Origin of the sequence: Propionibacterium acidifaciens (assembly GCF_003798325.1) — a bacterium.
Taxonomy (GTDB): domain Bacteria; phylum Actinomycetota; class Actinomycetes; order Propionibacteriales; family Propionibacteriaceae; genus Propionibacterium; species Propionibacterium acidifaciens.
Map to the genome: position 1 here is coordinate 1,518,831 of NZ_CP033719.1, position 25,276 is coordinate 1,544,106.

The following is a 25,276-nucleotide window of genomic DNA, read 5'->3' on the forward strand; positions in this document are numbered from 1 at the left end:
GGTGTCTTGACCCCCACCTGAGGGTTGGGGCCCTCGCCTTGCGTACGCCCCGGAACGTCGACTGTGATGACCCGTGGCCCGGCACCACCCCCGGCAGGGCATCCTTCCACGAAGCACGAGCAAGGAGTCACATGTCGGGCAGGACAACTCTGCGGCACGGGTGGGCGGCGTCCCTCGCGGCCCTCGCCGCCCTCACCATGATGGCGGCACCACTGGCATCGGCCGATCCCACGGCGGGGCCCGCCGATCAGGATCCATCCCCGAGTTCTGCGCCGAACGGCCCCGCGGGCACGGCCGAGGACGTCTCCGGCCGGGCCGGCGAGGCCCCGGCCGGGGGCTCCGAGCCGCTCGAGAACATCGAGACGGCGCAGGCCGTCGTCACCGCAACGAACAGCGCGGGCCAGGTCACCTCGACGACCGTCGAGAACCCCTCGGACGAGATCACGGTCTCCGGCCGGGCCGGCGAGGCCCCGGGCGGGAGCGCGGAGAGCAGCGCCGCTGCCGTCCCCTCCGCGTCGGCCCCGGCGGACCAGGCCCCGTCCTCCGCCCCGTCGTCCGACGCCACCGCCGGCCGGGCCCCCGCCCCGTCGTCCGAGACCCCCTCGGCCCCTGCGACCGGCGCGCCCACCGCCGCCGACGGCACCACCGTCCTCGAGGACATCCGGACCGACGAGGCCGGCAGCTTCTCCATGGTCGGGGTGACGTGGACGGCCCTGAGCGGCGAGGACCTCGGCGTGCACGTGCGCACCCTCACGGCCTCCGGCTGGAGCGAGTGGTACGACGTCACCCCCGACGAGGAGGAGTCCGAGCAGCGGGCCACCGGCGTCATCTACGTCGAGGACTCCACCGCCGTCGAGGTGCAGGCAACCAGCAGGCCCGGCGGCACCGCCGAGGGCATGCGGGCGGTGCTCATCGACTCGCCGGCCCGCGGCTCCGATCCGACCACCGCGACGACCGCCGCCGCGGTGAACGGTCCCGCGACGGCCGCCCGACCGCTCGCGGCGAACGGCTCCGTGCCCCAGCCGACCATGATCACCCGCAGCCGGTGGGGCGCCATCGCCCAGGACGGCTGCGAGGCGAACTCCGACACGATCAGGGCCGTCGCGGTGCACCACACGGCCGGCAGCAACGACTACTCGGCCGGCCAGTCCGCGTCCATCGTGCGCGGCATCCAATACTACCACGAGGTGACGCTGGGCTGGTGCGACATCGGCTACAACTTCCTCGTCGACAAGTACGGCCAGGTCTTCGAGGGCAAGGGCGGCGGCGCCACCTTCCCCGTGCACGGCGCGCACGCCACCACCTGGAACTGGGAGACCGTCGGCATCAGCCTCATGATGAACTCGAACACGGCGCAGCCCTCCGGCCCCATGCTCACCTCGCTCGAGGACGTCATCGCCTGGAAGATCGCCAACAACTACCTCAACCCGCTCGGCACCGTGACCCTCGGAGGCCGGACGATCAACGTCATCTTCCGCCACGGCGACGTCATGAGCACCGAGTGCCCGGGCACGAACGTGACGAACCGCATGGCCGAGATACGCAACGCCGTCGCGGCGCGCGTCAACGGCAAGACCTACTCGACCATCTACGACACGTGGCGGGCCGCAGGCGGCGAGTCCGGCACCTACGGCGTCGTCCACGAGATGGAGCACCCCGTCCGGGGCGGGCGCCAGACGAACTTCGCGCACGGCTCGATCCTCGCCTCGCCCGACGGAGCGGTGCACACGGTCCGCGGCGGCATCGGCAACGAGTACGTGTCCCTGGGCTACGAGCACGGTTACCTCGGGCTGCCGACCTCGGACGAGGTCTGCGGACTCCGCAACGGCGGCTGCTACCAGGACTTCCAGAACGGGCAGGTCCACTGGTCGCCGGGCAGCGGCGCCCACGCCACCCGCGGCGCCATCCGCGACGAGTGGCGGGCGACCGGCTGGGAGAACGGGCCCCTCGGCTACCCCACCACCGACGAGGTCTGCGGACTCCGCAACGGCGGCTGCTACCAGAACTTCGAGAACGGCTCCATCAACTGGACGTCCACCACCGGCGCCCACGCGCTCCACGGCGCCATCCGCGACGAATGGGGCCGCACCGGCTGGGAGAACGGGCCCCTCGGCTACCCCACCACCGACGAGATCTGCGGACTCCGCAACGGCGGCTGCTACCAGAACTTCGAGAACGGCTCCATCAACTGGACGTCCACCACCGGCGCCCACGCGCTCCACGGCGCCATCCGCGACGAATGGGGCCGCACCGGCTGGGAGAACGGGCCCCTCGGCTACCCCACCACCGACGAGATCTGCGGACTCCGCAACGGCGGCTGCTACCAGAACTTCCAGAACGGGCAGATCCACTGGTCGCCGGGCAGCGGCGCCCACGCCACCCGCGGCGCCATCCGCGACGAGTGGCGGGCGACCGGCTGGGAGAACGGGCCCCTCGGCTACCCCACCACCAACGAGATCTGCGGACTCCGCAACGGCGGCTGCTACCAGACCTACCAGGACGGGTCCATACACTGGACGTCCGCCGCCGGGGCGCACGCCACGCACGGCGCCATCGGCGAGAGGTGGGCGTCCCAGAACTGGGAGCAGGGCCCGCTCGGTTATCCCACATCGGACGAGATCGCGACGGGCACGGGCTCGTACCAGATGTTCGAGGGCGGCGCGATCATCTGGACCGCGAACGGGAGCAGGACGGAGACCATCACGATGAACTCCTCGGGGCTGACCCCGACCCAGCAGGACTACCTGCGGCAGGCCCTGCCTGCGGCAGTCGCCGAGTCGCAGCAGTACGGCGTGCCCGTCTCGGTGGCGCTCGGCCAGTCGATCCTCGAATCGGGCTGGGGCGGCAGCACCCTGTCGAGCCGGTACAACAACTACTTCGGCATCAAGTGCAGCACCTCGAGCCCCTACCAGAGCGGCTGCATCAACATGGGCAGCGGCGAGTACCTCCACTCGTCGTACCAGATCATCTCGAGCAGCTTCCGCATCTACGGCTCGCGGACGGACTCGTTCCTCGACCACGGTTACTTCCTCACGCACAACAGCCGCTACGGGGGCGCCTTCGCCCACACGGACGACCCCGACCGGTTCATCCGCGAGGTGGCGCGGGCCGGTTACGCGACCGACCCGAACTACGCGCAGAAGGTGATCAACCTCATGAACGCCTACAACCTGTACCAGTACGACATCTGACCGGTCCGCGCGGCAGGCCCTTCAGGAGACCGTTCCCCGGGACCCGCCGGCCTCGTCATCGTGGTGCGCCCGCCGGTCACTGCCAGGGCGTGAGCTCGCCGATGGGCTTGCGCTCGCGCCCGGCCGGGCTCGTCCCCGGCCCCGGAATGCCCACCGCGAGCATGACGACGGGCGTCCACGGCGGGTCGATGCCGAACGCGGTACGGGCCCCCTCGTGGTCGTAGCCGGCGAACTGGCGCACGTGCAGCCCCATGGCCTCGGCCTGGACGCTCATGTGCGCCACCGCTCCGCCCAGGTCGTGGAGGGCGTAGTCGGGCTCGTCGCCCTCGGTGCGGTAGGCGGCCAGGACGAGCGCGGACGCGCCGAGCGCCCAGTCGGAGAGGCCCCGGGCCAGCCCCTCGAGGCGCTCGTGGACCCGGTCCCCGCGGCGTCCCACGACGAAGGCCCACGGCTGGCGGTTCATGGCCGACGGAGCCCAGCGCGCGGCCTGCAGCATGCACTCGATCTGCCCGGAGCCCACCACATGCGTCCGGTCGAAACCTCGCGGGCTCCATCGCCCGGCGAGAAGGGGAGTCATCTCGTTCATGACACCACGCTAACCGCATGCCGGCCTCACGTCGATGGCAGGATGGGCCCATGCCCGCAGACCGTTACGTCTCGCCCGTCGGCCCCAGCCGCCACGAGGTCGAGATCCGGCGCTCGCGGTTCATCGCCTGCCTGTTCCCCGTGGCCGACGACGAGCAGGCGCGCGCCCGTCTGGGCGAGCTGCGCCACGAGTTCCACGACGCACGGCACCACTGCAGCGCCCAGCTGCTCGGCCCGGGACGCGACAGCGCCCATTCCAGTGACGACGGCGAGCCCGCCGGGACCGCCGGCGTCCCGATCATGCAGGCCCTCACGAGCCACGTCACCGCCACCGGGCGGGCCGATCTGTCGAACGTGCTGGCCGTCGTCGTGCGCTACTTCGGCGGGGTCGAGCTCGGCGCCGGGGGCCTGGCCCGCGCCTACGGGGGGACCGTCGCACAGGCCCTGCGCCTGGTCCCGATGCTGCTCCACGAGCGCTGCGCCCTCCTCGACGCCCACCTGCCCCCGGCCGACGCGGGCCGCCTCGAGGCGGTCCTGCGCGCCGGCGATCTCGACGTCATGGGCACCAGCTGGGACGATCCGGCCGGCCCGGTCGTGCGCATCGCCTGCCCCGCGGACGCCGCCGACCGTGCCGTCGGAACGATCGCCGCACTCACTTCGGGGGCGGCCCGCACCGAGCCCGCCGGGACGCGCTGGGTGCCGCGTCCGCTGCCATCGTCCTGAACGTGCAGGACCGGCCTGCGCACCGACCCCGTGCCCCGGACCGCGCCGGGGTGAGGCTGGTCGCCCCGGTACGGCAGCTCCCCCGCGCCCCGGGCGGCACGGCGCCCCGGTTCCCTCCCGGCGTCGAGGATCACGCCCCTGATCCGCCTCCTCGGGCAGCGCCCTCCCCGAACGTGCAGGACCGGAACGCGTCGCCAGGGCGCATCGAATGCACCGCGGATGCACCGCAGAACCCGGAGCGAAGCACTCGTGTTTCATTAAAACATGCTGAATTTTTGCTGAGAAATACCCCCTCCCGGGGCGTGGAATTCACCCCTTGGGTGAACATTCAATAAGCGCTCTCGAAACGGGGCCCTGCTGACATGTCGGCGGGTTATCATCACTGGCAGTGCGCCCGGGTCGTTCCGGGATGCGACCGTGCCGCACAGCCGCAGCGCCGGCGGGCTCGGGAGAACCATCGATTCGGAGTTTGGATGCCCACCACCCAGCACACTGATCCGCGTCTCACCCGTCGCGGAGTCATCGTCGCAGCGGCCGCAGGAGCCGGTGCGCTCGGCCTGGCGGCGTGCGCCGGCGGCTCGGCCGACCCCTCTCAGAACGGCTCGGCGAAGGGCAGCAGCACACCCACGGGCACCGAGTCCCCCACCGTCACAGTCACCAGCGCGCACGGCACCGACGCCGTCCTGCCCGATGACACGCTCACCGTCACCGTCGCCAACGGCTCCGCCGTCTCGGTCAAGGCGACCGGCCCGGACGGGGTCGCCTTCACCGGAACGCTCGACGACACCACCTGGAAACCCGACCGCGCCTTCTGGCCCGGCACCGAGTACACGGTCTCCGTCGACGTCATGACCCTTCAGAACCAGGAGACGACCCTCACCCAGAAGATCACCACCGCCTCCGTCGAAACCCTCGTCTACGAGCCCGTCTACTCCCAGAGCGATCTCGGCGTGGCCATGCCGGTCTACGTCCAGTTCTCCGACACGATCGACCTGCCCGAGCACCGAGCGGCCATCGAGAAGCAGGCCAGCGTCACCGTCACCCCCGAGCAGCCCGGCTCGTGGGGCTGGGTCGAGGACCGCATCCTCATGTGGCGCCCGAAGGACTACTGGGCCCCCGGCACCACCGTCGACGTCCATCTGGCCTTCGCCGGCGTCAAGGTCGGAGACCAGCAGTACCTGGCCGACGACACGAACTATTCGATCTCCATCGCGGGCACGAAGGTCGAGCTGGTCTGCGACCTCGGTTCCCAGCACATGGACGTCTACCAGGACGGCTCGCTGCTGCGCACCTGCCCGGTGAGCACCGGCAAGGTGGGGCACGAGACCTACAGCGGCACCAAGGTGATCATGCAGAAGTACGACACCTTCACCATGGACTCGTCCACCTACGGCGTCCCGGCGGACTCGGCGGAGGGCTACAAGACCGAGGTGCCGAACTGCCAGCGCATCACCTGGAGCGGCGAATTCCTCCACTCGGCCAGCTGGTCCGTCGGCTCCCAGGGCGTCGCTCCCACGAGCCACGGCTGCACGAACCTCAGCCCGGACGACGCGGCATGGCTCATGGGCGTCACCCACATCGGCGACCCCGTCGTCTTCAACGGCACGACGCCCGGCGGCGCCTACCTCGCCTTCCAGCCCGGCGACGGCATCGGCTGCTGGACCTACGACTGGGACGGCTGGCAGAAGCAGAGCGCCCTGTGACCCCTTTGCCCGGGACCCTGCGGTCACGGGCAGGAGGATGCATCGGCTGTCACGGGCAGACGGTTCCCGGGCCACGAGGCCCCGGGAACCGTCTGCCCGCTGCGGCGCCCGGAGCGGATCAGGTGGCCGAGGCCGCCGCGATCTGCTCGATGGACGCCCCGAGCTTCGCGTCGAACTCCTCGGGGGTGTCATTCACCGACAGCCCCTCGGTCAGGGCGCGCGAGAAGCTGGCGATCATCCCCCTGTTGCGGGCCAGGCGCTCGCAGGCCTCCTGGCGGGTGTAGCCGCCGGACAGCGCGACGACGCGCAGGACGCGCGGATCGGCGATGAAGTCGGCGTAGAGATCGTCCTCGACGGGGATGGACAGCTTGAACATCACCTGCCGGCCCTCGGGCAGCTCGTCAAGGCCGGCCCTCAGCTCGTCGTGGAGGATCCGCTCGGAGGCCTCGCGGTCCGCAGCGTGGATGTCGGCCTCGGGCTCGATGATGGGCACCAGCCCCTTGGCCAGGATCTGCTGGGCGATCCGGAACTGCTGGGCGGCGATGGCCCTGATGCCGGCCTCGTTGCAGCCGGCGATCACCGAGCGCATCTTCGTGCCGAAGACGCCGCATGCCACCGCCCGGTCGAGCAGCTCGTCGAGGGCGGGTATCGGCTTCATGAGCCGCACGCCGTCGGCCTCGTCCACGAGGCCCTTGTCCACCTTGAGGATCGGCACGATGCCCTTGCGCTCCCACAGGAAGCGGGCCGTCGGGACGGACTCGACGGTGCTGTCCATCGTGCGCTCGAAGAGGATCGCGGCGAGGACGTGCTCGCTCGTGAACGAGGGGCTCGTCATGATCCTGGTGCGCATCCGGTGCACCAGGTCGAACATCTGCTCCTCGGTGCTCCACGCGCTCTCGTCGATGCCGTAGAGGCGCAGCGCCTTGGGCGTGGAGCCGCCCGACTGGTCGAGTGCCGCGATGAAGCCCCGACCGCTGCCCATGCGCTCTCGCTGCTGCTGGTTCATGTTCATGTCGACCTCCGTGCTGGGTGAGATCCGGCTCCGCCGGTGGAGCCGACGTCTACGTGGCGCCGATGGTACGTGGCGCCGATGGGACAACCCTACGCGCGAGACCGCCCGACCGGGAGTCCCCGGGAACGTCCGTCCCCGAGGTCCTCCACCGCCGGGGATCCGGCCCCGGACAAGCGGACGAGGCGGTCGTGGGGACGCGGACCGGAGCGCTCGTCCCGATCCGGCCCGTGACCGGCGCGCCCCCGCCGGCGGCGGCGCGGCAGGTGCCTGTACGTCACTCTCATCAGCTCTAGAAAAATTTCTAGATGGCTGGATACTGGGAGATCGGAGTCGAGTCCATCCGCCCCGGGGCGCCGCGCGACGCGGCGGACCCCGCCCCTGGAGGGGCCCCTTCGGGGCGAGCGCGGGCCGGGCCGACCCCGCCCACGGGCGCAGGCCCGCCCGGTTCGTCCCCCCACCGCGGGCCGCCGCACCCGGTCCCCGGTCCGCCGCGTCACAATGGATGCGGTGGGCCGATCGTCCGCCCGCCTCGTCGAGCCGTTCCAGGAGGACCTGAGTGCTGCCGTTGGACATCGAGTTCGTCTGGCCGAACACCCTCATCGAGATCATCGTCACCATCGCTCTGGCGGTCGTGACGCGCTTCGTGATGCGCCGTCTCATCGACCAGTTCATCAAGCACGCCGGCCAGCACCGGGCCGAGCGGGCCGGTCATGACATCACCACCGACGGCATCAACGCGAACCGCGCCGCCCAGCGGGCCCGAACGCTCGGCACGGTGCTCAAGTCGATCACCGATGTGCTCATCATCATCGTGGTCGTGCTCACGGTGCTCAACTCGATCAACATCAACGTGATGCCGGCCATCGCCTCGGCCGGCGTCGTCGGCATCGCGGTGGCCTTCGGCGCGCAGAGCCTGGTCAAGGACTTCTTCAACGGCATCTGCATGATCATGGAGGACCAGTACGGCGTGGGCGACATCGTCAAGGTCGACGACATCAAGGGCACCGTGCGGGCCGTCGGCTTCCGGGTCACCGAGGTGCAGGACTTCAACGGCCAGGTCTGGTACCTGCGCAACGGCGAGATCACCACCGTCTGCAACATCTCGCAGGGCTTCTCGAAGTCGACGATCGACATCCCCGTGAGCATCGACGAGAACCCGGCGGCCGTCATCAAACTGCTGCGGCGCACCTGCGCCCGCATGGACGCCGAGCCGGACTGGCACAACCAGATGCTCGAGGCCCCGAGCGTGCTCGGCCTCAACGCGCTGGACGAGAACGCGGCCGTCTACCAGATCCTCATCTCCTGCCCGGCCAACAAGCAGTGGGACGTCGAGCGCGAGATCCGCAGCCGCATCCTCGCGGCGATGCGCAGGGCGGGCATGCGCACGCCGCGCCGGGCGATCCTGCCCCTGACGTCCGAGAAGGACACGAACGCGTCGCCCCAGTCCGGGCAGCGGCGCCACCCGCTGAGCAAGGCGGCCAAGGAGCACCGCGCCGAGCAGGCCGCCCAGGCCCCCGCGACGGCGCCCGGGTCGGTCGCCCCGACACCTGCGCCGGCCTCCGGCCAGGAGGCGCCCGCGCCGTCGCAGACCCTCACCGGTGCCCGCGAGTGGCTGGAGGACTCGGCCGACCGACGGGTGCGCTGGGTCTCGGCCGGCGACAGCGGCCGCAACATGGCCGCCGACAAGACGATCGCCCTGGACCCCGCGTCCGTCGCCGAGGGCACCAAGCGCCGCCGCAAGGGCCGTCGTTCCGGCGCCACGGCGCCCTCGGACCGGACCGGCTCCCAGGGGCCGTCCGACCGGCCCGACGCTCACCGGTCCGGTGCCCAGGGGGCGGGGGACGCGTCGGCCGGCCCGGCGGACTCGACCCACCAGCTGCCCCGCGTCGACCGCTGAGCGCCGAAGGCGCGGCGGCTAGACTGGACCGACGTGTCCGACTCCACCGCCGCCCTGTCGCAGGTCCAGCGCCGCGCAGTCGCCGAGCTGCTGCGCACCGCACCGCTCGTCGACGAGCTGGGCCGGCTCTTCGACGAGGCCGGCGAGGAGCTCTACCTGGTCGGCGGCTCGGTGCGCGACGCGCTGCTCGGCCGGCTCGGCAACGACCTCGACTTCACCACTTCGGCCGGGCCCGACCGCACCGAGGAGATCCTCCGCCGCTTCAGCCGCTCGGTGTGGTCGATCGGCAAGGAGTTCGGCACGATCGGGGCCTCCCGGAGCGCCGGGGGCCGCGACTGGGTCGTCGAGATCACGACCTTCCGGGCGGACGCCTACTCCCCCGACTCCCGCAAGCCCGTCGTGGCCTTCGGCGACAACATCACCGACGACCTCGTGCGCCGCGACTTCACCGTCAACGCGATGGCCGTCGACGTCGTGAACCGGGTCTTCGTCGACCCGCACGACGGGTTGAGGGATCTCGCCGCCGGGGTGCTGCGCACGCCGAGCGCTCCTCGGGTCAGCTTCAGCGACGACCCGCTGCGCATGATGCGCGCGGCCCGCTTCGCCGCACAGCTCGGCTTCACCGTGGAGCCCGCCGCCTTCAACGCGATGACCGTCATGCATGAGCGCATCGCGATCGTCTCGGCCGAACGGGTGCGCGACGAGCTGAGCAAGCTGCTGCTGTCGGACGCCCCTCGGCCCGGTCTCACCCTCATGGTCGCCTCCGGGCTGGCCGACGTCGTCCTGCCCGAGCTGCCGGCCATGCGCCTCGAGCGCGACGAGCACTTCCGCCACAAGGACGTCTTCGAGCACTCCCTCACCGTCCTCGACCAAGCGATCGCGCTGGAGAAGGCCCGCGACTGCAAGGACGGGCGCCCCGACCCCGACCACGAGCCCGACCTCGTCATCCGGCTGGCCGCGCTCCTGCACGACATCGGCAAGCCCGCGACCCGCGCCCTCGAGGGCGGCAAGGTCACCTTCCACCACCACGACGTCGTCGGCGCCAAGCTCGCCCGCCGGCGCCTGCGGGCCCTGCACTACCCCCGGAGCGTCGTCGACGCCGTCTGCCAGCTCATCGAGCAGCACCTGCGCTTCCACGGCTACGGCGAGCAGGACTGGACCGATTCGGCCGTGCGCCGCTACGTCCGCGACGCGGGCGACCAGCTCGAGCACCTGCACATCCTCACCCGCAGCGACTGCACCACCCGGAACCGGCGCAAGGCCGAGCGGCTGCGCCGCGCCTACGACGAGCTCGAGGCCCGCATCGACGAACTGCGCGCCCAGGAGGAGCTCGACGCGATGCGCCCCGACCTGGACGGCAACCAGATCATGGAGGTGCTCGGCATCGGCCCAGGCCCCGAGGTGGGCACGGCCTACCGTTACCTGCTCGGGCTGCGCATGGACGAGGGCCCGCTGGGCGCCGAGCGCGCCGCCGAGGCGCTGCGGGCGTGGTGGGCGGCCCGGCCCCGCTGAGCGTCCCATACTGCGAACGCCCTAGAGAACGACGTTTTTTCGGCAAGAATACATACTGTTCACGACCCTGCCGGATCCTCCGCCGCCCAGCCGGCGACCGGACGGGCCGGGACGACGCAACGCGTGCCGACGCCGGGCCGACACCGGTATGACGGAGGAAGCCATGCCCCTCACCGCCGAGAACAATCTCATCCACGTCGAGGGCCAGTCCCGTGTCTTCAATCGCATCAAGGTGCTCGCCGTGCTGATGGTCCCGCTCGCCATGGCCGTGATGGCCATCTCGTCCATCAGCGTGGCCCTGCCGACCATCGAGCACTCGATCGGGGCCTCGGACGCCTCCGTGCAGTGGATGCTCTCGGGCTACGCCCTCGCCTTCGGCATGGTCCTCGTCGCCGCCGGCCGCATCGGCGATGCGCTGGGCCGCGGCTCGGTGTGGATCACCGGCATGGCGATCTTCAGCCTCGGCTCGCTCGCCTGCGGCCTGGCCACCAGCCCGATGATGCTCAACCTCGCCCGGCTCGTCCAGGGCCTCGGCGCCGGCGTCTACAACCCCCAGACGACCGGCATGATCCAGCAGTACTTCAAGGGCCAGGCCCGCGCCAAGGCGTTCAGCATCTTCGGCCTCGTCATCTCGGCGTCGGTGACGGCCGGCCCGCTGCTGACCGGTCTCATCATCAGGGCGGCAGGCCCCGACATCGGCTGGCGCGCCTCCTTCATCTGGACCTTCCCCCTGGGCATCCTCGGCGCGGCCCTCGCCACGCGGTGGTTCCCCTTCGAGACCGAGCGGCGCCGGGCCCGGGCGCGGCGCGAGGGCACGGCGCGGGCCCGGCGCCTCGACCTCGACCCGCTCGCCGTCGCCCTGCTCATGACGGCGGTGCTGTGCATCATGCTGCCGTTCATCCTCAAGACCGGCGTCTCATTCGGCCTGCTCGCGGCAGCCGTCCCCCTGCTGCTCCTGTGGGTGCGCTGGGAGCGCTCCTACAAGGCCCGCGGCCGCCAGCCGATGGTCGACCTGGCGCTGTTCCGCCACCGCTCCTTCACCCACGCCACCGCCATCAGCGGCACGCAGTTCCTCGGCAGCACCTCCGTTCTCATCCTCGCCGCCCTGTTCCTCCAGAACGGCATGGACGTCTCGGCCCTGGCGACCGGCCTCCTCGGCCTGCCCTACGCGGTCGTCACGGCGGTCACCTCGCTCCTGACCGGACGCATGGCGCTCGCGAAGGGGCGCACCATCGTCATCGCAGGGCTGTCGTGCATGACCGTCGGCGTGGTCGGCGCAGCCGTCACCGCCCGCCTCATCGAGACCGCCCACGTCCGCTTCTGGTGGCTGGTCCTCCCGCTGACCCTCATCGGCTTCGGCAGCGGCTGCATGACGGGCTGCAACCAGACCCTGTCGATGAGCGAGATCCCCTCCACCGAGGGCGGCGTGGCCGGCGGCGTGAAGTCCACCACCGAACGCATGGCCACGGCCGTCGGCAACGCGGTCACCACCGCCATCTTCTACTCGATGCTGTCCACCGGATGGGCCGCGGCGCTGACCGGCTCCTACGCGGCGATCACCGTGTTCATCGTCGTCTCGACGGCGCTGGCCGTCTTCGACCGGGTCACCCTGGGCAGGGGCGTTCCCCCGGCTCCGGACGCGGCGTGAACGCCGTGCGGCGCGGGGCCGCAGGACCGGGCCCGGCGCTCCCGGCGCGTCGCAACGGCTCCGGCCCCCCGCCGTCCCGTACCGGGGCAGGGCGGCAGGTCGGTGAACCGGAGCCGACCGACGGGGGCCGAGCGCCGGCAGGTGACGGGACGGGGGCACGACCGGCTCGCCGCGGCCGCGTCGTCGCCCGCCGCGCCATCCACGAGCGCCGTCCGCGGCATCCGCGACCGGTCCCGCACCCCTGATCATCCCCTGAGCACGCGCTCATCCCGACAATTGCTGTGAGTTTCCTGGGTATTCCGACGGCAGGCGTCCGGGCCCCGCTCGCACGGCCTCCACCGGCCCGGTTCCCGTCCGCTCCAGCAGGAATCGCAGGAATTCGTCCGCGCCGCTCCGCACGTGGGATTCCGCTCTCCTGGCCGAGCGGGAAAAACTTTCAGTCAACACCGTCGTTGAAGTCATTGCAACCCCGAATCCACCCCTACCGGAATGCGGGGCCCCCGACGGAACCTTGACCCGTCCGAAAACGCCTTGTAGGTTCCCGTATCGGCCGCATGGACAAGCCGGAATCCGGTTGCCATCCGACGACCCGCCCACCCCCTCCCCGGTGAAGGATTCGCCGTGGAACCGCAGCTCGCCGCCTGGCGCACGAGGTTCTGACAGCACGACGAAATCGACCGTTGAGGATCCGGGACTCGCACGGACGCCCGGCCGTGCGCCCGCCCAGAACCAGACCGACCAGACCGAGGAGATCCATGTTCACATATATCGGCCGCGCCGTCTCCCGGCGCCCGGTGGTGTTCGTCGTCGCCTGGGCGCTGCTGCTGTCCGCCATGGCCTGCCTGGCCTTCCAGGGCTTGGGGCATGGCGGGCTCTTCGAGCGGCTGACGAGCACGAACGCCCCGACCCCCGACACCGAGTCCGAACAGGTCTCCTCGTTGACGGACTCCGACGGGACCGATGGCGAGACGGTGACGGTCGTCGTCGAGGGCGTCGACATGCACGCCGACCCGGCGGGGCTCGCCGCCGCGGTGTCGACGGCGCGCAGCACCCTGTCCGGTCTCGAGGACGTCGCCTCGGTGCAGGACGCCTTCTCGATGCCCGACCCCGCCTCGCAGCAGGCCCGGGCGCTGCTGTCCGCCGACGGCGACGGCTACGTGGAACTCGTCACGCTCGCCGCGGGCCTCGACGACGACCGTTCCCAGGCCGCCAACGACCGAGTGGCCGAAACGGCCGAGGGCGCCTATCTCGACGCGCTGCGCCAGCACGCGCCCGATGCGAATGCCCACGCGGTGTCCACGGAGCTCATCGGCGACTCCATCGGCCGGCTCGTCCAGGAGGACCTCGCCCAGGGGGAGTCCGTGAGCCTGCCGATCGCGCTCGTCCTGCTGATCCTCATCTTCGGCGGCCTGCTCGCCGCCGGCCTGCCGCTCGTCAACGCGATCGTCTCGATCCTGGTCGGCATGGGCGCGCTGTGGTGCCTCACCTTCGTCCTCGATGTGCACTCGTTCATCCTCAACGTCATCTCGATCCTGGGGCTGGCCCTGTCGATCGACTACGGGCTGCTGTTCGTCAGCCGCTACCGCGAGGAGCTCGCGAACGAGCTCGCGGAGTCCGGCGACGGGGGCGGTGAACCGCCGGTCGGCGAGGCGATGAAGGACCTCGTGCGACGCTGCGTCGTGCGCACGGTCGCCACCGCGGGGCGCACCGTCTCGTTCTCGGCGCTCACCATCGCCTGCTCGATCGCCGGCCTGCTCGTCCTGCGCACCCCGATGTTCAAGACGATCGCCGCCGGGGCGGCCATCGTGGCACTGCTCGCCGTGCTGGGCACGGTCACGCTCGTCCCCTCGATCATCACGCTCCTCGGATCCCATCTGGTGCGCCCGAGCCCGCTGAGCCGGGTGCCGGGCATCAGACGGGTGATGCGCGCCATCGGCGACTCCTCGTCGGACCACGGCTTCTTCAGCCGCCTGTCGCGCCGGGTCGTGGCGCACCCGTGGATCATCATGGTCGTCATCGCCATCGCCCTGTCGATCATGGCGAGCCCTGTCGCCTCCCTGCACATGCGGACGAACATCGTCGAGTACATGCCCGCGAACTCCTCCGTGCGCACCGGCTACGACATCGTGCAGGACGACTACCCGGCGCTGGCCACCCCGACGATCAGCATCGTCGCCCAGACCGACACGACCGGAGCGGCCGGACTCGTCTCCGACATCCGGGCCATGGACGACGTCACCCATGTGACGGCCGCGCCGCTGCCCGGCCACGAGGACATGACGCTCATCAGCGTCCTCATGGACGTCGACGACCCGGTCGGCCAGCAGGCCGTCGACGCCGTCGACCGGATCCGCGCGATGACCGCCGACCACCCGTTCTGGGTGGGCGGGGCGGCGGCCCAGCAGACCGACTTCATCAACGCCATGCTCGATCGGGCGCCCTGGTCGGCGCTCATCATCGTCGTGGCGGTCCTCGTCCTGCTGTTCTGCATGACCGGCTCGCTCGTCGTCCCCCTCAAGGCGCTCGTCATCAACGGCTTCTCCCTCGTCGCCTCGCTCGGCGCCACGGCCTGGCTCTTCGAGGGCGGGCACCTCGGGCTGCCGAGGACACCCGGGCTGCAGACCTTCATCGTGGCCTGCCTGGCCGCCTTCGGCTTCGGCCTGGCGATGGACTACGAGGTCTTCCTGCTGGCCCGCATCAGCGAGTACTGGCGGGCCGGGTACGACAACGACGAGGCCGTGGCCCGCGGGCTGCAGCGCTCGGGCCGCATCATCACCTCGGCCGCCGCGATCATCATCGCCGTCTTCCTCGGCTTCGTCTCGGGCGAGATGATCTCCATCAAGGAACTCGGGGTGGGGCTGACCATCATGGTCGCCGCCGATGCGACGCTCGTGCGGCTGCTGCTCGTGCCGGCGACGATGACCGTGCTCGGCCAGTGGAACTGGTGGGCGCCGAAACCGCTGGCCGGGCTCTACGACCACTTCCGCCAGGAGAACTGAACCGCCGCACGACGGCCCTCCTGTCCGCAAGGCCGCGCGCAGATCCCACCTCCGCGGACGCCGCGTCCCACGAACGCCCGCTCCCCGGGCAGCCGAGAGCAGGTGCACCGACCCCGGCCCTGCCCGGGACGCGGGATCCGCTGACCCGCACGCCGAAAGGAAAGACCGATGAGAGCACTGATCACGGGCGCAACCGGATTCGTGGGCAGGAGCCTGGTGGAGGACCTCCTCGACCGGGGGCACGACGTCCGGGTCCTCGCACCAGACGCCCGGGGCGCGCGAGCACTGCTCCCGGAAGCGGTCGCCGTCCACCCGGGCGCGCCCGCCGACGAGGACTCCGTCCGGAATGCGAGCTCGGGGGTGGACACGATCTTCCACCTCGCCGAGAGCGAGCACCCGAGCTCCCACCGGAGCTACGAGTCCTACTCGCAGAACCTGCTCGGCACCACGAACATCCTGTCCGCGGCCGAGCTGGACACGAGGATCTCACGCATCGTCATCCAGAGTTCGATCGCGGCCACCGGGCCCTCCAGGGACGGCCTCCCCCTCACCGAGGAGAGCGAGCTGAGACCGCTCACGAACTACGGCCGTTGCCAGGCGAACATGGAGGTCGCCGCGCTCCGGCACCGCGCCGAGACGGGAAGCCCCGTGGTCATCATCAGATCCGCCATGACATACGGCGAGGGCGACCGGAACTGGCAGCCCTTCTTCGAGCTCATCGAGAAGTCGTCCCGCCACGGCCTGCCGCTGCTCATCCCCGGCCGCCACCGGAATCTGTCGGATTTCTGCTATGTCAAGAACCTGACCCGCGGAATGATCGACGCGGCCCAGTCGGAGAACACCGTGGGAAGAACCTATTTCCTCTCCGACGCACGGCCGTACACCTTTCAGGAGATCATTGATGCGGTGGCGGGGGCGTACCATCTGGAACCGCCCCGGAGAAGCCTCCCGCGGGCCCCGCTGCTGGGGGCCTCCCACGTGCTCGACGCCCTTGCCGGGATCTTCGGGTTCACCTCGCCGCTGACGCCGCGGGACGTCCGGTGGATGACGACGAACTACTGGATCTGCTCCTGCGGGAAGGCGCGCACGGACTTCGGCTACTCCCCGGAGTTCGACCTCGTGGCGGGCCTCGGGAGAACCGTACGGTGGCTGGAGAACGGCGCGGCCGTTCCGCGGGGAGCCGGCCGGGAGGAGTCACCGGTGGAGGAGTAGTCGGCGGCCCCGTCACCGCGCCCACCGGGCGGACCGCCCATGAACCCGCCGGCGGGACCCGTCCGCGGCATCGACGGACGGACCTCCCGGCTCCGCCCGGGCCGCCGAGCGAACCGGATGCCGTCCGGCCCGACGCAGCCGAGTCCCATGATCGACCGGAGCCGTCCGGGCCCTGCCGTGCCCGGGAGAACCCCTCCGCGCCGGCGCCGGGTGCGCGCTGCGCAGTTGAGGGCCGGGCCCCGGGCAGACGGCGGCGCCAAGAACCCCTTGACGCCGCGCGCCGCCGAGAACAGCCTTCCGGCGGGGCATCACCCATCGAACGAAGAGGAACTGATGAAATGCACAGAGTCGTGATCACCGGTGTGGGGGCCGTGTCGGCGTACGGGCTGGGGGCCCGCACGCTGTGGCGCTCCGTCGTGAGCGGCAGGAGCGCCGTGGACAGCCTGCGCTCACTGGCCGGGTACGAGATGTCCTCCCCGCCGCTCGGAGCGGAATTCCAGGACTTCGACTTCACCACGGCGCTCCCCGGGGCCGAGGCCTACGCGCACCTGACCGACCGCGGTACGCAGTTCGCCCTCGTCGCGGCCCAGGAGGCGTTCGACGACGCCCGGCTGGGGTCCGCCCTCGGGGAGACGATCCCGAACGACCGGTTCGGCGTCTACCTGGGAACGACGACGGCCGGGATTCTGAGCGCCACCGACATGGCCGTCTCGCATCTCACCCGGACCCCGCTCCCGGACTTCTCGCTCGCGCACGCCTTCTGCCCGGGGGCCTGGCCCGATCTGATCGCCCACCGCTTCTCCGCCGATGGGATCATGCGTTCGGTGAGCACCAGCTGCTATGCCGGTGGTGAATCGGTCGGGCTGGGCTTCCGGGACGTCAAGGAGGGCCGGACGACGGTGGCGCTCGCCGGAGGCTGCGACGCCCCCATCGCCATCACCAACTACATGAGCTTCCAGATCATCGGAGCGACGTCCCGGTGGACCGGCGATCCCGCCCGCGCCTGCAAGCCGTTCTCCGCCGATCGGGACGGCATGGTCTTCGGCGAGGGCTCCGGATTCCTCGTCCTCGAGGACCTGGACTCGGCGTTGGCGCGGAACGCGCGCATCTACGGCGAGATCATCGGCTACGCCGCGACATCCGACGGCGAGGACATGGTGCGTCCCTCCCACGACGGAAGCCGCTGGGCGGATGCCATCCGGCAGGCCCTCGCCGAGGCGTCCATCGCTCCGGACCGGATCGACTACGTCAGCTGCCACGGGACCGGCACCCGCGAGAACGACCGGGCGGAGGTCCGGGCGATCACGGACGCGCTGGGCCGGACCGATGTGCCGATCGGCTCCATCAAATCGATGATCGGCCATGCGTTCGGGGGAGCGAGCGCGTTGGAGCTGGTGTGCCTGGGCATGATCCTCGTCGACAAGATCCTTCCACCGACCATCAACTACTCCGCCCCCGATCCCGAGTGCGACATCGACTGCGTGCCGAACGAGGCGCGCCCCGTCACCCGATGCGACTACGCGCTGAAGACGGCGACCGGATTCGGGGGATCGAACATGGCACTCGTGATGGCAGGCTGGGAGGACTGACATGAGACTGCACGTGACCGGCCTGGGATACTCGTCCGGGGGCACCAGTGGGGCCGATTCCCTCTGGGACGGACTGATCGCGAAATCGAGCTCACTCAGGCACCACTCGCGGCCCTCGGGGAAGCGGTTCCTGTCCTCGGTGCCGGCGAGGGTGCCGCTGGACAGGTACCCCGAGCTCGGCAGACGCACCCGGTACATGGACGACCAGATCATCTACGCGACGACGACCGCGCTCGACTGCGCGGAGGCGATGTCCATCCGGAGGCTCTCCTCGCAGAATCATCTGGACCCCTCGGACATCGGCGTCATCATGGGGACGGCCTTCGCGCAGATAGGTTTCGGCATCAAGCAGGTGATGAAGGTGGTCGAGGGCAGGCCGAAGAGGATATCCCCGCGCACGGGCATGGCGTTCTACTTCGGATCGAGTGTGGGGGAGATCTCCTGCGCCCTGGGCACGAGGGGGGAGAACTGCGCCGTCACGACGGGGTCGTGCATCGGATCCGACGCCCTGGACCTCGCGTCCCAGACGATCGAGGGCGGGCGGAACAGGGCTGTCCTCGTCGGCGCGGCGGAGGCGGTCCCCCTGGATCTGCTCGTCGACTACTGCGCGGACTCCCTGACCTTCTGCGACACCGAGTACGAGCCGTTCTCCGCGCGACGGACCGGATTCGCGCCCAGCAACGGCGGCGCCGTCATCGGGGTCGAGGACCCGCGGGTCGCGGTCGAGAGGGGAGCGACCCCCCTCGCCAGCGTGACCGCCATCGGCACCCTGAACGCGGGCAGGGCGCTGTTCTCCCGCGACGCCCGCATCGACGCCGAGTACCGCAGGCTCATCACCGGGCTCGTCGACAGGGCGCGCATCGGCCTCTCGGACATCGACCTGGTCATCCCGACGGCGGACGGCGACCCGAGCACGACGGACTCGGAACTCGCCGCTGTCACCGGGCTCCTCCCGACCGCTCGGGGGCTGATCTACACGCCGAACCCGATCACGGGCTACGGAATCAGCTTCAGCATCATCACCAACATCATCACCGCCGTGCTCTGCCTGCGGCATCAGCAGGTTCCGGGGCTCGCCTGCAGCGCCGCGGAGAACCACGAGGAGTGGTTCGTCGGGGACGACACCGAGGACCGGACCATCAGGAACGTCCTCATCCTGCACCGGAGCCTTTTCGGAAGCAGGATCTCCGGGCTCGTGCTGTCGGCCGCGGACGGATGAGGCGCGGACGGACTCGTCGGTCGCGGCCCAGGACGGCTCGTCCGTCCGCGGCGGGGTCGCGGCCGTTCTCCGTGATCTCCGGGACCCCGCCGTCGGGGTGAGACGGCGCCCGGCCCGCGCGCCCGGGCCGTAGGACGGCGGGAGGCGGCCGGGCCCGGGCGCGGGTCCCCGATGCCCCCGTCGCGCGCCAGGGCCGCGCGACGGGGCCGCACGGCGCCGGTCGGGCCCGGCCGTCGGGGACGCGCCCTCGACGGCCGGCTTGAACCCGGGTCCGATAATTGAGCCGGTCGTCAGGCGGTCGCATCGGACGATCCGGGCAGCCGGCGGGTCGCCGGCCGGCGCCGGAGCCGACGAGGGGAACGAAGGAACAAGTGCCTTTCAACACGGAGAACCATCTCATCCGCATCGAGGACTCCCCGAGGGTCTTCAACCGCATGAAGATCCTGTTCACCCTCATGATCCTGCTGGCCATGGAGCTCATGGCCGTCTCGTCGATCAACGTCGCGCTGCCGACCATCGAAACGGCGATCGGCGCCTCGAACACCTCGATGCAGTGGATGCTCTCGGGTTACGCGCTGCTGTTCGGCATGGTCCTCGTCGCCGCCGGCCGCATCGGCGACGTGCTCGGGCGCGGCACCCTCTGGATCATCGGCGTGGCCATCTTCAGCCTCGGCTCGCTGGCGTGCGGCGTCGTCGACAACCCCCATCTGCTCAACCTGGCCCGCATCGCGCAGGGCTTCGGCGCCGGCGTCTACAATCCGCAGACGATCGGCATGATCCAGCAGTACTTCAAGGGCCAGGCCCGCGCGAAAGCGTTCAGTGTCTTCGGACTCGTCATCTCGGCGTCGGTGACGGCCGGCCCGCTGCTCACGGGCATCATCATCCGCATGGTCGGCCCCGAGAACGGCTGGCGCGCCTCCTTCATCTGGAACTTCCCGCTGGGCCTGCTCGGCATCGTCCTGGCGCTGCGCTGGTTCCCCTTCGAGAGCGAGCGGCGCCGGGCCCGCGAGCGGCGCGAGGGCACGGCGCGGGCCCGCCATCTCGACCTCGACCCGCTCGCCATCACCCTGCTCATGGCGGCGGTGCTGTGCATCATGCTGCCGTTCATGATCAAGACGGGCCCGTCCTTCGCCCTCCTGGCCCCCGGCGCCGCGCTCATGTGGCTGTGGGTGCGCTGGGAACGCTCCTACAAGGCCCGCGGCCGTCAGCCGATGGTCGACCTGGCGCTGTTCCGCCACCGCTCCTTCACCCACGCCACCGCCATCAGCGGCATGCAGTTCCTCGGCGGCACCTCGGTCTTCGTCCTCGTGGCCCTGTTCATCCAGAACGGCATGGGCGCCTCGGCCCTCGCCGCCGGCATGATCGGCCTGCCGAACGCGCTCGTCTCGGCCGTCACCTCGATCGCCACCGGGCGCATGGCGCTGGCCAAGGGCCGCACCATCGTCATCGTCGGCCTGTCGTGCATGGTGGCCGGTGTCGTCCTCACGGCGGCCACGGCAGCCTTCACGATCGAGCACGGGTACAGCTTCTGGTGGCTCATGGCCCCGCTGACCCTCATCGGCTTCGGCAACGGTTGCATGACGGGCTGCATCCAGACCCTCTCGATGATCGAGATCCCCCCGGCCGAGGGCGGTGTCGCGGGCGGCGTCAAGTCCACGGCCGAGCGCATCACGACGGCCATCGGCAACGCCGTGACGACCGCCATCTTCTACTCGCTCGTCTCCTCGGGCTGGACGAGGGCCCTCACGAGCGCCTATGCGGCGATCACCGTGTTCATCGCGATCTCGCTGGCACTGGCCGTCTTCGACCGCGTGAGCCTCGGCCGCGGCGCCCTCAAGGAACGCCGGGCGTAGGCGCGGAGCCGCTCGATGGGCGCCGGCATGGGCACGGCGAGCGCGCGTCCCGCTCACATGTCCACCGCCTACGATGAGCGGGTGCACTCAGCCGCGTCCGCGCAGACCCGGCGCGCCCGGCCGTCCTGGCCGGTCGCGCTGGCGGTGCTGCTCGCCCTCGTCGCGGGGCTGCTCGGCGCGGGCGCCGCGCCGGCGTCCGCCGACGGCACGAGCGCCGACCTCACGATCACCGGTCTGGACCCGGCGACCGTCCGCGTCCCGAGCGAGGTGACGCTCTCCGGGACGCTCACGAACACCGGCCCGAACCGGCTCGCCGGAGCCACGGTGCGCCTGTGGAGCGCCCGCGGGCCCATCACCAACGGCGACGCCCTCAGCAACGCGCTGTCCGCCGAGCAGGACGTCACGAGCACCCCGCCCGTGCCCGGTGCCGAGGCGTCCGCGACGGTCGCCGACCTGGACGCCGGGGCGTCGGCCCCGTACTCGCTCAGGGCCTCGTCCGAGGCGCTCGGTCTCATGAGCGCCTCCAGCGCCTATCTCGTGGGGGCGATGCTCGTCGACGCCGAGGGGGGGCTCATCGCCTCGGCCCGCACCGTCATCACCTGCCCGGGAGAGGGCGGCTACCAAGCGGCGACAGTCGCCGTGCTGTCCAGCGCGCCCTCGCTCGTGCCCTCCACCGACGACGGCGCGGCCGGCCAGGCCGTCCTCACCGACGACCACCTGGCCGCCGAGATCGCCGGGGGCGGCCGCCTCGACCTCATCGCCGACCTGGCGGAGGCCGACGACGTCTCGAGCCTCATCGACCCGCTCCTGTGGGACGAGCTGACGGCCATGTCGTCCGGCTACCAGGTGCGCACCGGGCCCGGCACGACCGCCGACGGCACCGGCCAGGCGGCGGCCGCCTCGTTCCTCGACCGGCTGCGGCGCATCGCCGCGAACGGGCGCAGCCACCGCACCCTGTACGGTTCCCCCGACGTCACCGCCGCTGCGGCCGCCGGGCGGGGCGAGCTCGTCGGCGCCGCGGAGGACGCCCTGCCGGCCGCCCACCCGCTGGCCGTCCTGCCCCTGGCCGTCGTCACGGACGGCTCGTCCACCTCGCAGGCGATCGTCGACCTCCTCGACGGGGTCGACCCCGGACTCGTCCTGGCCCCCGATCTCGACGCCGACGGCGAGTACTACCGGGTGGACGACCTCGCGATGCTGGCCACCCACGAGTCCATCGCCCAGGGCAGCGCCGGGGACGGCTCGGACTCCGACGCCCAGCGCGCCGCCCGCCTGCGGGCCGAGCAGCTCGTCTACTCGCTGTCGGGCTCCCCGGCGGTCGACGTCGTCGCCACGGCGGACGCCGCCCGAGCCGAACTGGCCGGCGCCGACGGGCGCGCCCGCGTCACCGTCGACGAGCTCACCGCCTCGCAGCAGCCGGTCACGACCAGCGCCCAGGACACGGCGCCGAGCAGCCCGACCGACCGCTCCGGGCCCGAGCGCACGGCCCGCGGCGACCTCGGCGTCTACGAGGAGCTCACCGGCCGGGGCCCGGGCATCGACGCGGACGCCCTGACGCTGGCCGCGTGGAGCTCGTCCTTCCCCAGCGACGCCGACGCGGACGAGTACGTCCGGACGGCCCTCGCGCCGATCAGCCAGGCGCTCTCCTCGGGCGAGGTGAGCGTCCACATCAGCGAGCGTCTCGTCATCCCCGACGACGACAGCGCCCTGCCCGTGTCGGTCACCAACACCATGAGCGTTCCGGTCAGGGTGCGCATCCACTTCGCGTCCGACAATCCGGGACGCATCTCCATCGACGACACCGACGTGCTCGAGATCGGGGCGGGCGAGTCGGTCACCGTGCGCATCGCCCCGCGGGCGACGAGCAACGGTGACGTGCAGATGAACGCCGTTGTCATGACCACCGGCGAGCACGCCACCGAGCTCGGGCCGCGCAGCGAGTTCGTCGTCTCGGCCAACAGTTCGGGGCGCGTCGCCTGGGTGATCATCATCGCCTCGGGCATAGTCCTCATGGCGGCGACCGCCCTGCGCGTCAAGCAGGTGCGTCACGAACGCGCCCGGGCCGTGGAAGACGCGGCCCGCGGCAGACGGGCCGCGGAGTGAGGAGCCGTTCGGCGGGCCGGTCGGGCGCCCGGTCGATTCGAGGGCACACTGGGACCAGTCCAGCCGACCAGGCCGGCCAGGCAGCGAGGAATGACATGGAGCGAGCGCAGCAGGGGCCCCGGCCCGGCGGTCCGGCGGCCGCGCCCGCCGGCGGCGACGTGCTCGCCGAGCGCTACCACCTCGACGAGCAGCTCGACGTCATCGGTTTCGCCACCACCTGGCGCGGCCATGACGCGATGCTCTCGAGGTCGGTGATCGTCCACGTCCTCGATCCCCGGGCGCCCACGACGCCGGAGGTCCTCTCGGCCGCCCGGCGCGCCTCGGTGGCCACCGACTCGCGGTTCCTGAGGGTCCTCGACGCCCTCGACGAGCCGATCCCCTTCATCGTCTGCGAGGACAGCCCCGGCACGCGGCTGCGCGAGCTGCTCTCGTACGGGGCGCTGAGCGGGGTCGAGTCGGCCTTCGTCGTCCGCGAGATCGCCGACGCGCTCTCGCCCATGCACGCCCGAGGCATCTTCCACCGCCGCCTCACGCCCGAGAGCATCATCATCACGCCCAACGGCAACGTGAAGGTCGTCGGCTTCCTCATCGACGCGGCCCTGTCCGGCGAGGCCGCGATCCCCGGACGCGAGCCGGCGCTCCAGGAGGCCGAGGACGTGCGCGCGCTCGGCAAGATCCTCTACGCCTGCCTGACCCAGCGCTGGCCGGTGCCCGCCGAGCGGCCCCAGACCAAGGAGTTCGGCCTGGTTGCCGCGCCGATGACCTCGCCGGAGGTCTCGAACACGCCCCGCTGGGTGCCGCCGGCGACCATCAAGGAGTCGGTGCCGGCCCCGCTCGACGCCGTGTGCGTCTCGATCCTCACCCCGCGCGCCGGGACCAACCGGATCCGCAGCGTCGACCAGATCGTGCGCGCCATGAACCGGGTCATCGGCGCCGCCGACCCCGATGGCGATCTGGAGCAGCGGGTGCGCGCGCTGGCCGGGCGCGCCGGGACGACCGGCACGGGCATGACGCCGCGGGTCCACGCGCTCGCCGAGCCCGTGCAGGAGCCGCTCGTCGGAGACGACCTCGTCGAGCAGGCCGAGGTGCAGCGCATCACCCGCGAGGCGGCCGAGCAGCGCGAGGCCCTGCTCGCCGAGCGCGCCGAGGCGGCGGCCCGCATCCGGGACGAGAAGGAGCACCAGGCGCAGGCCGAGGCCCGGGCCCGCGAGCGCGGGAACTCCTGGGAGGGCACGCGCCTCTACCGGCTGCTGCGCTGGATGGCCCCTCTGTACGTCACGGCGATGCTCGTCATCGCGGTGCCGGGCATGATCGGCTCGATCAGGCACAACGACAACGCCGCCCGCCGGGCCGCTGCGGAGCGGAGCGCCACGCCGGCCCCCGGGCCCGTGGCCTTCACCGCGGAGTCCTTCGACCCGACCGCCGACGGCGGCGAGGGCGGCGAGAACGCCGCCGAGGCCGCCCTCGTGGCCGACTCGGACGCGGGCACCGTCTGGCGCACCGATCTGTACACCGGCTCGGCGACCTTCAGCGGTCTCAAGCCGGGCACGGGGCTGCTGCTCGACCTGGGACGCCCGGTCGGGCTCGACGGGCTGGACATCCGGTTCGTCGGCGAACCGACGGCCGTCCAGATCATGACGCCCAGGGACGCCGAGAACCCCTCGCGCGCGACGGTGAACGACTGGACGACGGTCGCCACCGACTACGGGGCCGGCGCGACGACCCGGTTCTCCTTCGACGACGGGCCCACCACCCGCTACGTTCTCGTCTACCTCACGAGCCTGCCCCGGGTCGACGGCGGCTGGCAGGGCGGCATCAGCGAGATCGCGGTCACCGCCTGAGCCGCCCACGAGACGCGCCCGCACCGCCGCGGTCCCGGTGAGGCGCGGCGGACCGCGACCCGCCCCCTCGCAGGAGCGCCCCTCGCGCGGGATCATGGCGTCCGGGTCCCCGCCCCGCGAGGCCCCGCGGGGAGCGCCGGCGGCCCCGCCGCCGCGGCCCTCCGACACGGCTGGACACCGCCCGCCCGG

General features: G+C 71.5%; 15 protein-coding genes. 13 read left to right on the forward strand and 2 right to left on the reverse strand.

All coding sequences use genetic code 11. The features are described 5' to 3' along the window. Positions 1 to 131 precede the first annotated feature (131 nt). Positions 132 to 3,191, forward strand: a complete 3,060-nt coding sequence (locus EGX94_RS06395) for a glucosaminidase domain-containing protein (protein ID WP_021797302.1) — start codon at positions 132 to 134, stop codon at positions 3,189 to 3,191. 76 nt (positions 3,192 to 3,267) lie between these two features. Here EGX94_RS06395 and EGX94_RS06400 read toward each other — a convergent pair whose 3' ends face one another. Beyond that, on the reverse strand, positions 3,268 to 3,777 hold the full coding sequence (locus EGX94_RS06400; protein ID WP_021797309.1) for a nitroreductase family protein: 510 nt from the start codon (positions 3,775 to 3,777) through the stop codon (positions 3,268 to 3,270). Positions 3,778 to 3,827: 50 nt separating this feature from the next. Between EGX94_RS06400 and EGX94_RS06405 the strand changes: the two genes are divergently transcribed. Both EGX94_RS06405 and EGX94_RS06410 read left to right on the forward strand, forming a co-directional pair. Continuing rightward, complete coding sequence (locus EGX94_RS06405) at positions 3,828 to 4,499, forward strand: IMPACT family protein (RefSeq protein WP_021797300.1); 672 nt, start codon at positions 3,828 to 3,830, stop codon at positions 4,497 to 4,499. Between the two features lie 473 nt (positions 4,500 to 4,972). Next, positions 4,973 to 6,202, forward strand: a complete 1,230-nt coding sequence (locus tag EGX94_RS06410) for a L,D-transpeptidase (RefSeq protein ID WP_021797307.1) — start codon at positions 4,973 to 4,975, stop codon at positions 6,200 to 6,202. 118 nt (positions 6,203 to 6,320) lie between these two features. Here EGX94_RS06410 and EGX94_RS06415 read toward each other — a convergent pair whose 3' ends face one another. Continuing rightward, positions 6,321 to 7,214, reverse strand: a complete 894-nt coding sequence (locus EGX94_RS06415; protein WP_021797310.1) for a fructose bisphosphate aldolase — start codon at positions 7,212 to 7,214, stop codon at positions 6,321 to 6,323. A gap of 556 nt (positions 7,215 to 7,770) precedes the next feature. Here EGX94_RS06415 and EGX94_RS06420 point away from each other — a divergent pair. The 10 genes from EGX94_RS06420 to EGX94_RS06465 all read left to right on the forward strand — a co-directional run bounded on the left by EGX94_RS06420 (position 7,771) and on the right by EGX94_RS06465 (position 25,087). Then, entirely contained in the window at positions 7,771 to 9,111 is a 1,341-nt protein-coding gene (locus EGX94_RS06420) for a mechanosensitive ion channel family protein (protein ID WP_021798245.1), read from the forward strand. A 54-nt stretch (positions 9,112 to 9,165) separates the two neighbouring features. Then, positions 9,166 to 10,623 carry a CCA tRNA nucleotidyltransferase gene (locus EGX94_RS06425; protein ID WP_226906080.1) on the forward strand — a complete coding sequence of 486 codons (1,458 nt, stop codon included), beginning with the start codon at positions 9,166 to 9,168 and terminating at the stop codon, positions 10,621 to 10,623. A gap of 163 nt (positions 10,624 to 10,786) precedes the next feature. Continuing rightward, complete coding sequence (locus EGX94_RS06430; protein ID WP_021798246.1) at positions 10,787 to 12,271, forward strand: MFS transporter; 1,485 nt, start codon at positions 10,787 to 10,789, stop codon at positions 12,269 to 12,271. Between the two features lie 755 nt (positions 12,272 to 13,026). Beyond that, positions 13,027 to 15,270: an MMPL family transporter gene (locus tag EGX94_RS06435; RefSeq protein ID WP_021798244.1), complete on the forward strand. Its 2,244-nt coding sequence runs from the start codon at positions 13,027 to 13,029 to the stop codon at positions 15,268 to 15,270. 168 nt (positions 15,271 to 15,438) lie between these two features. After that, positions 15,439 to 16,482 (forward strand): NAD-dependent epimerase/dehydratase family protein, encoded by a 1,044-nt coding sequence (locus EGX94_RS06440; RefSeq protein WP_021798241.1) that lies wholly within the window; start codon positions 15,439 to 15,441, stop codon positions 16,480 to 16,482. Positions 16,483 to 16,820: 338 nt separating this feature from the next. Continuing rightward, entirely contained in the window at positions 16,821 to 18,071 is a 1,251-nt protein-coding gene (locus EGX94_RS06445) for a beta-ketoacyl-[acyl-carrier-protein] synthase family protein (RefSeq protein ID WP_021798240.1), read from the forward strand. Between the two features lies 1 nt (position 18,072). After that, positions 18,073 to 19,290: a beta-ketoacyl synthase N-terminal-like domain-containing protein gene (locus tag EGX94_RS06450; RefSeq protein WP_021798238.1), complete on the forward strand. Its 1,218-nt coding sequence runs from the start codon at positions 18,073 to 18,075 to the stop codon at positions 19,288 to 19,290. A gap of 371 nt (positions 19,291 to 19,661) precedes the next feature. Continuing rightward, complete coding sequence (locus EGX94_RS06455) at positions 19,662 to 21,143, forward strand: MFS transporter (protein WP_021797298.1); 1,482 nt, start codon at positions 19,662 to 19,664, stop codon at positions 21,141 to 21,143. 81 nt (positions 21,144 to 21,224) lie between these two features. Next, positions 21,225 to 23,246, forward strand: coding sequence for a DUF6049 family protein (locus tag EGX94_RS06460; protein WP_123826067.1), 2,022 nt, complete (start codon positions 21,225 to 21,227; stop codon positions 23,244 to 23,246). Between the two features lie 95 nt (positions 23,247 to 23,341). After that, on the forward strand, positions 23,342 to 25,087 hold the full coding sequence (locus tag EGX94_RS06465) for a protein kinase family protein (RefSeq protein ID WP_021797296.1): 1,746 nt from the start codon (positions 23,342 to 23,344) through the stop codon (positions 25,085 to 25,087). Positions 25,088 to 25,276: the final 189 nt, after the last annotated feature.

Excerpts from the sequence above, each read along its gene's own strand:
- EGX94_RS06395 (WP_021797302.1), top strand. The coding sequence starts at position 132 with ATGTCGGGCAGGACAACTCTGCGGCACGGGTGGGCGGCGTCCCTCGCG.
- EGX94_RS06440 (WP_021798241.1), top strand. The coding sequence starts at position 15,439 with ATGAGAGCACTGATCACGGGCGCAACCGGATTCGTGGGCAGGAGCCTG.
- EGX94_RS06465 (WP_021797296.1), top strand. The coding sequence starts at position 23,342 with ATGGAGCGAGCGCAGCAGGGGCCCCGGCCCGGCGGTCCGGCGGCCGCG.
- EGX94_RS06400 (WP_021797309.1), bottom strand. The coding sequence starts at position 3,777 with ATGAACGAGATGACTCCCCTTCTCGCCGGGCGATGGAGCCCGCGAGGT.
- EGX94_RS06450 (WP_021798238.1), top strand. The coding sequence starts at position 18,073 with ATGAGACTGCACGTGACCGGCCTGGGATACTCGTCCGGGGGCACCAGT.
- EGX94_RS06430 (WP_021798246.1), top strand. The coding sequence starts at position 10,787 with ATGCCCCTCACCGCCGAGAACAATCTCATCCACGTCGAGGGCCAGTCC.
- EGX94_RS06435 (WP_021798244.1), top strand. The coding sequence starts at position 13,027 with ATGTTCACATATATCGGCCGCGCCGTCTCCCGGCGCCCGGTGGTGTTC.
- EGX94_RS06405 (WP_021797300.1), top strand. The coding sequence starts at position 3,828 with ATGCCCGCAGACCGTTACGTCTCGCCCGTCGGCCCCAGCCGCCACGAG.
- EGX94_RS06415 (WP_021797310.1), bottom strand. The coding sequence starts at position 7,214 with ATGAACATGAACCAGCAGCAGCGAGAGCGCATGGGCAGCGGTCGGGGC.
- EGX94_RS06445 (WP_021798240.1), top strand. The coding sequence starts at position 16,821 with ATGCACAGAGTCGTGATCACCGGTGTGGGGGCCGTGTCGGCGTACGGG.
- EGX94_RS06410 (WP_021797307.1), top strand. The coding sequence starts at position 4,973 with ATGCCCACCACCCAGCACACTGATCCGCGTCTCACCCGTCGCGGAGTC.